Here is a 5673-nt window from a genome sequence, read left to right on the forward strand (position 1 = left end):
GTCACGGGGCTACGGGGCTACCAGCCCGAACTCGTAGGCCTGGATGACCAGGTGGACCCGGTCACGGGCGTCGAGTTTGGTGAACAGCCGGGCGACGTGCGCCTTGGCGGTGGCCACGCTGATGGTGAGCTCCGCGGCGATCTCGGCGTTGGACAGGCCCCGGCCGACCAGGACGAGCACCTCGCGCTCGCGCTCGGTGACGGCCGCGGCGACCGGCCTGCGGGGCCGGGCCGCGGCGGCCTCCGCGTCCGGGCGGGCGGCGAACTCGCCGATCAGCCGGCGGGTGATGCCGGGGGCGAGCAGGGCGTCCCCGGCGGCGACCACCCGGATGCCGTCCAGGATGGTCTCCAGGGCGAGGTCCTTGACCAGGAAGCCGCTGGCCCCGGCCCGCAGCGCGCCGTAGACGTAGTCGTCGTCGTCGAAGGTGGTGAGGACGAGGACGTGGGTGGGCAGGTCCGGGTCGGCGGTGATCCGGCGGGTGGCCTCGATGCCGTTCGTACCGGGCATCCGGATGTCCATCACGGCGACGTCGGGGCGCAGCCGGGCGACCAGCTCGACGGCCTCGGCGCCGTCGCCGGCCTCGCCGACCACCTCCAGGTCGGGGGCGTCGGCGATCAGCACTCGCAGGCCGGTGCGGATGAGCGGCTGGTCGTCGACCAGGACGACGCGGATCACGGTCCCACCTCCACGGGGGTCTCGACGGCGGTCCTGACGGCGGGCTCGGCAGGGGTCCCGACGACGGGCTCGACGGCGGGCTCGGCGGGGGTCCCGGCGGGGGGCTCCTCGGGGAGCGGCAGTCGGGCGGCGACCAGGAAGCCGCCCTCGGGGCGCGGGCCGGCGCTGAACTCGCCGTGCAGCAGGGCGACCCGCTCGCGCATGCCGGCCAGCCCGTAGCCGGTGCCGGGGGCGCCACCCGCCGCTCCGGCGCCCAGGTCGACCACCGTGACGGCGAGTTCCCGCGGGCCGTACGCGACGGTGACGTGGCAGTCCCGGGTGCCGGAGTGCTTGACCACGTTGGTGACCGCCTCCTGGACGATCCGGTAGGCGGCGAGGTCGACCTCGGGCGGCAGCGGACGGTCCGTACCGTGCCGGGTGAGCGCCACCCGCACCCCGGCGCCCGCCGCCTTCCCCACCAGGCGGTCCAACTCGCCCATCCCGGGCGCCACTTCGAGCGGGGCGGACTCCCCCTCGCCCTGCCGCAGCGCGCCGAGCATCCGGCGCAGGCCGGCCAGGGTCTCCCGGCTGGTGGCCTCGATCGCCTCCAGCGCCTTGCGGGTCTCGGCGGGCTGGGTGTCCATGACCCGGCTGCCCATGCCGGCCTGGATCGCGATGATGCCGATGTTGTGGGCGACCATGTCGTGCAGCTCGCGGGCGATCCTCAGCCGTTCGGCGGTGATGGCCTGCTCGGAGGCCCGGCCGCGCAGCGCCTCGGTGTGGACGCGGCCCTGGTGCACGGTGTTGCCGATCAGCCAGGCGATCAGCACGGTGGCGGCGAAGCCCCCGTAGGCGAGCGGGTTGACGGGGTAGTCGTTGACGGCGCCCCAGATCAGCAGCCCGGCGAGGGTGGCGAGCGGCAGCGCCAGGGCGGTGAGCGAGACCCGGCGGGAGCGGGTGGCCGCGCAGTAGCCGACCACCGCGTCGGCGATCAGGAACTGGAGCGGCGCCGCCTCCGGGACGCCCCACATCCCGAGCGCGAACATCCCGCCCCCGAGCGCCACCACGACGGCGAGCAGCGGCAACCGGACCAGCAGCGCCGCGACCAGGGTGGTGACCACCGCGGTGACCACCATCGGCATGTCCTCGGGGTTGCCGTGGTAGTTCAACAGGTGGCGCAGCTCGTCCTCGCGGGTGAGGAATCGGAACCCCACCAGGGCCGTCCACAGCGCCGCCACCCACACGCCCGCGGGCAGGCGCCTGAGCAGCGGCGGACGAGGTTCGGTGATCATGGCGCGATGGTATCGGCGGCCCGGCCGGCGGCGCATTGGCCCGGGGGCGTAATCCCCGGGGCCAGTACGGCGACCCGCGGTTGTGGCCCGCGGCCCGATGCCCGGGACGGGGGCCGACCGGCAGCGTTGTCCCCGTGATCGAGATCGAGCGACTGACCAAGCGGTACGGCGCCACCACGGCCGTCGACCAACTGACCTTCACCGTCCGGCCGGGCACCGTGACCGGCTTCCTCGGGCCCAACGGCGCGGGCAAGTCCACCACACTGCGGATGATCCTGGGCCTCAACACCCCCACCGCGGGCACCGCCACCGTGGTCGGCGTGCCCTTCGCCGGCCGGCCGCGCGGACTGCGGCACGTCGGCGCGCTGCTGGACGCGGGCGACGTGCACGGCGGGCGCAGCGCCCGGGCCCACCTGTCGGCGCTGGCCCGCAGCAACCGCATCCCGCTCGGGCGGGTGGACGAGGTGCTGGCGGAGGTCGGCCTCGGCAAGGCGGCCGGGCGGCGGATCGGCGGCTACTCGCTGGGCATGAAGCAGCGTCTGGGCATCGCCGGGGCGCTGCTCGGCGACCCGCCGGTGCTGCTGTTCGACGAGCCGCTGAACGGGCTGGACCCGGAGGGCGTGCTCTGGGTGCGCGGGCTGTTCCGGCGGCTCGCGGACGAGGGCCGCACGGTGTTCGTCTCCAGCCACATGATGGCGGAGATGGAGCACACCGCGGACCGGCTGGTGGTGATCGGGCGCGGGCGGCTGATCGCGGACGAGAGCCTCGCCGAGTTCTCGGCCCGCGACGCGGTCTCCTCGGTGGCCGTCCGGACGCCCGAACTCTCCGCGCTGGCCGAGGCCCTGCGCGCCGAGGGGGCCGAGGTGCGGCTGGCGGAGCCGCACCTCGGGATCGTCACGGGGATGCCGGCCGCGCGGATCAGTGAACTCGCGCTGCGCCACGGCGTGGTGCTGCACGAACTGGCCGCCCGGACGTCGTCGCTGGAGTCGGCGTTCATGTCCCTGACCGCCGACAGTGTCGAGTACCCGGCTGGAGAGGCCCGATGACCACCGCGACCCTGGGTTCCACCGTCGAACCCGCACCCCGGTTCCTGGACCTGCTCGCCGCCGAGTGGATCAAACTGCGCTCGCTGCGCTCCACCTACTGGGTGCTGGCGCTGGCCTCGCTGGTGGCGATCGCGGTCAACGTGAACGCCGTCCACACCGACCTGACGTACATCGACCACCCGCCGCCGCGGATGCCCGGCCAGCCGCCGTACACCTACGACCCGCTGTTCCACGGCCTCGGCAACATCGCGAGCGACCTGATGGCGGTCGCGGCCGGCAGCCTCGGGGCGATCACCGTGTTCGGCGAGTACACCACCGGACTGATCCGCACCACCTTCGCCGCCGTGCCGGACCGCCGGGGCGTGATCGCGGCCAAGGTGCTGCTGATCGGCGGGATCACCGCACTCGCCGGGCTCGTGGTGTCGGCGGTCTCCTTCTTCACCGTCAACGCGATGCTGGCCTCCCGGCACGTCGGGCTCTCCGTCACCGACGAGGGCTGCCTGCGGGCCGTGCTCGGCTACGCGGCGATCGTGCCGGTCTGCGCGCTGATCGGGATGGCGCTGGGCGCGCTGCTGCGGCACGCCACCGCCTCGATCGTCTCGCTGGTGATGCTGATGTTCATCCTGCCGATGATGTTCGGCGGGGACCGCTACCGGTGGCTGAAGGAGATCGGCACCCACCTGCCCCTGGCCACCGTGCAGCGGCTCACCATCACCCCGCACTCCACGACCACGATGGGGAAGTACGCGCCGAGCGTGCTCGACTCGTGGATCACCATGGGGCTGTGGGGCCTGGCCGCGCTGGTGGCGACGGTGCTCGTGGTGCGGCGCCGGGACGTGTGAGGCCCCGGGCTACCCCAGGCCGAGGCGCCGCGCGGTCGCGGCGGGCAGCCGGTACGGGCGCTCGGGCGGCAGCAGCCGCTGCGCCTTCGCCGGCTGACCGTCGCGGACCAGCGCGGCGATCCGCCGCACCTGCGGGGTGAGGTCGGTGAGTCCGACGACCCACTCCTCGGCGTAGCTGCGGATCAGCGAGCGGCCGATGCCCACCTGGATGCTGTAGTGGTTCAGCGCCGCCCCGCGCAGCGACCGCTCCGGGTCCCACTGCACGTGGACCTCGGCGCGGGCCACCTCGTCCGGGTGCGCGGTGGTCAGCACGGCGCGGGCGAGCGCCTCCTCCCAGCCCTCCCGGGTGATCCGGACCGCCAGCACCCTGGTCTGTCCGGGCTTCTGCGCCCAGTTGCTGCGGTGCATCAGCCAGCGGAACGAGGGCTTGATCCACGTCATCCGGTGGAAGCCGAAGGGCGCCGTGAACCGGCCCGCCGCCAGCGCCGCGTCGGCGACGGCCGGCGGGTACGCCTGGTAGAGCACGATCGTCCGCGCGTCGTGGTCGGCGCGGATCTCGCGCAGTGCGGTCATCTCGCGGCACCCCCTTCGCCCCCCGGCACGCTCTTCGCCCCCGGCGTCCCCTCCGCCTCCGGCACGCTCTTCGCCTCCGGCACGCTGCCAGCGCGGGCCCGCCCGGCGCAACGGGATTACCGGGCGGGGCCGCGGCGTCCTCGGACCGTGGCCCCCTGACGCCCGGCTCAGGCCCTGGCACCCGCCTCAGGCCGCGGCGGCCTTGGCGCGGAAGGCGCCGAGGGTGGTGGCCGGGACGCCGCAGCCGGGGAGGAAGGAGGCCGCGCCGCCGTGGTGGGTGCGGACGCGGTCGAGGAAGACGGACATCGCCTCGGCCGGGGCCTCCAGGAGGGGCGCGGGGATCGTGAGGTTGTGGCCCCGGGAGTCGGTGACGCGGGAGGTGGTGCGGTCGTTGAGGGCGGTGCGGTGGCGTTCGGCGAGGCCGGCGAAGATCTGCGGGAGGGCGTCGGCGGTGCGGGTGTAGTCGGCGACGATGTGCTCGGCGGGGACGTCGAGGAGGTCCAGCAGGAGGGCGGTCAGCAGGCCGGTGCGGTCCTTGCCGGCGGCGCAGTGCAGCAGGACGGCGCCGGGGCGGACGGTGGCGTCGACGGCGGCGGCCACCGCCTCGGGCGCGGACTCGGCCAGCAGGACGTAGAAGTCGCCCAGGTCGGCGGCCGTGGCCATGGTGCGCATCCGCGCGGTGAGGGCGTCGGTGGCGGGGTTCACCGGGGCGGCGACGACGGATATCCCGGCGGCCGCGGCGGCGGCCCAGTCCTCGGGGTCGGTCTCGCGCGGGTCCCGCAGGTCCACGATGGTGCGGATGTCGCAGCCGCGCAGCTGGGCGACGGTGGCCTCGTCGGCGGCCGGGAACGGCTGGGCGGAGCGGTACAGCACACCGGGACGGACCCGCCGGCCCTCGGGGTCGCCGAGGACGGCGGCGTCACGGAAGTTGACCAGGGACATGCGGGAGGCCTTTCGGTGGAGCCGCACCCGGGACGGGACGGGGAAGATCCGGAGCGGAGACATCTAGACGTCTAGATGTGTAACCCGTTCCGGGGTCGCCGGGCAAGCCTCGATCGGTGCATCCCTCCATCCCACTCCCCTCGGCGGGCCACGGCGACCCGGGCGGCCACGGCGATCCGGGCGGCGGAAGCGGGCGCGGGCGGCCGCAGCGGGCCCGGCCGGCGGCCCGGGCGGCACGGGCGGCACGGACCGACCCCGGCGGCGCGGGCGGGCTCCGTAGGATCGGGCCCGTGGCGACGAACCCCCCGAGCTCCCCGAACACCC

The 5673-nt window shown here is 74.9% G+C and carries 6 protein-coding genes; 2 read left to right on the plus strand and 4 right to left on the minus strand.

Annotated elements, in window-relative coordinates; all coding sequences use genetic code 11:
• Positions 1 to 9 precede the first annotated feature (9 nt).
• Both ACIQOV_RS24445 and ACIQOV_RS24450 read right to left on the minus strand, forming a co-directional pair.
• Positions 10 to 675, minus strand: coding sequence for a response regulator (locus tag ACIQOV_RS24445; protein WP_401051752.1), 666 nt, complete (start codon positions 673 to 675; stop codon positions 10 to 12).
• Positions 672 to 1946: a sensor histidine kinase gene (locus tag ACIQOV_RS24450; protein ID WP_401051754.1), complete on the minus strand. Its 1275-nt coding sequence runs from the start codon at positions 1944 to 1946 to the stop codon at positions 672 to 674. Before ACIQOV_RS24450 ends, ACIQOV_RS24445 begins: the two co-directional genes overlap by 4 nt.
• Before the next feature lie 134 nt (positions 1947 to 2080).
• Here ACIQOV_RS24450 and ACIQOV_RS24455 point away from each other — a divergent pair, with 134 nt between their 5' ends.
• Together ACIQOV_RS24455 and ACIQOV_RS24460 are read left to right on the plus strand one after the other, a co-directional pair.
• Entirely contained in the window at positions 2081 to 2992 is a 912-nt protein-coding gene (locus ACIQOV_RS24455; RefSeq protein ID WP_401051757.1) for an ABC transporter ATP-binding protein, read from the plus strand.
• Entirely contained in the window at positions 2989 to 3834 is an 846-nt protein-coding gene (locus ACIQOV_RS24460; protein WP_401051759.1) for an ABC transporter permease, read from the plus strand. Before ACIQOV_RS24455 ends, ACIQOV_RS24460 begins: the two co-directional genes overlap by 4 nt.
• Before the next feature lie 9 nt (positions 3835 to 3843).
• Here the strand turns inward: ACIQOV_RS24460 and ACIQOV_RS24465 are convergent, their stop codons facing one another.
• Both ACIQOV_RS24465 and ACIQOV_RS24470 read right to left on the minus strand, forming a co-directional pair.
• A complete protein-coding gene (locus ACIQOV_RS24465) occupies positions 3844 to 4407 on the minus strand; it encodes a DUF4291 domain-containing protein (protein WP_401051761.1) in 564 nt (187 codons plus the stop codon).
• A gap of 186 nt (positions 4408 to 4593) precedes the next feature.
• Positions 4594 to 5349: a tyrosine-protein phosphatase gene (locus tag ACIQOV_RS24470; RefSeq protein WP_401051764.1), complete on the minus strand. Its 756-nt coding sequence runs from the start codon at positions 5347 to 5349 to the stop codon at positions 4594 to 4596.
• Between the last annotated feature and the right edge of the window lie 324 nt (positions 5350 to 5673).

It is taken from the genome of Kitasatospora sp. NPDC091257 (assembly GCF_044757675.1).
GTDB lineage: Bacteria > Actinomycetota > Actinomycetes > Streptomycetales > Streptomycetaceae > Kitasatospora > Kitasatospora lactacystinica.

Coding starts and splice junctions, on each gene's coding strand:
- ACIQOV_RS24450 (WP_401051754.1), bottom strand. CDS start 1,946: ATGATCACCGAACCTCGTCCGCCGCTGCTCAGGCGCCTGCCCGCGGGC.
- ACIQOV_RS24460 (WP_401051759.1), top strand. CDS start 2,989: ATGACCACCGCGACCCTGGGTTCCACCGTCGAACCCGCACCCCGGTTC.
- ACIQOV_RS24465 (WP_401051761.1), bottom strand. CDS start 4,407: ATGACCGCACTGCGCGAGATCCGCGCCGACCACGACGCGCGGACGATC.
- ACIQOV_RS24470 (WP_401051764.1), bottom strand. CDS start 5,349: ATGTCCCTGGTCAACTTCCGTGACGCCGCCGTCCTCGGCGACCCCGAG.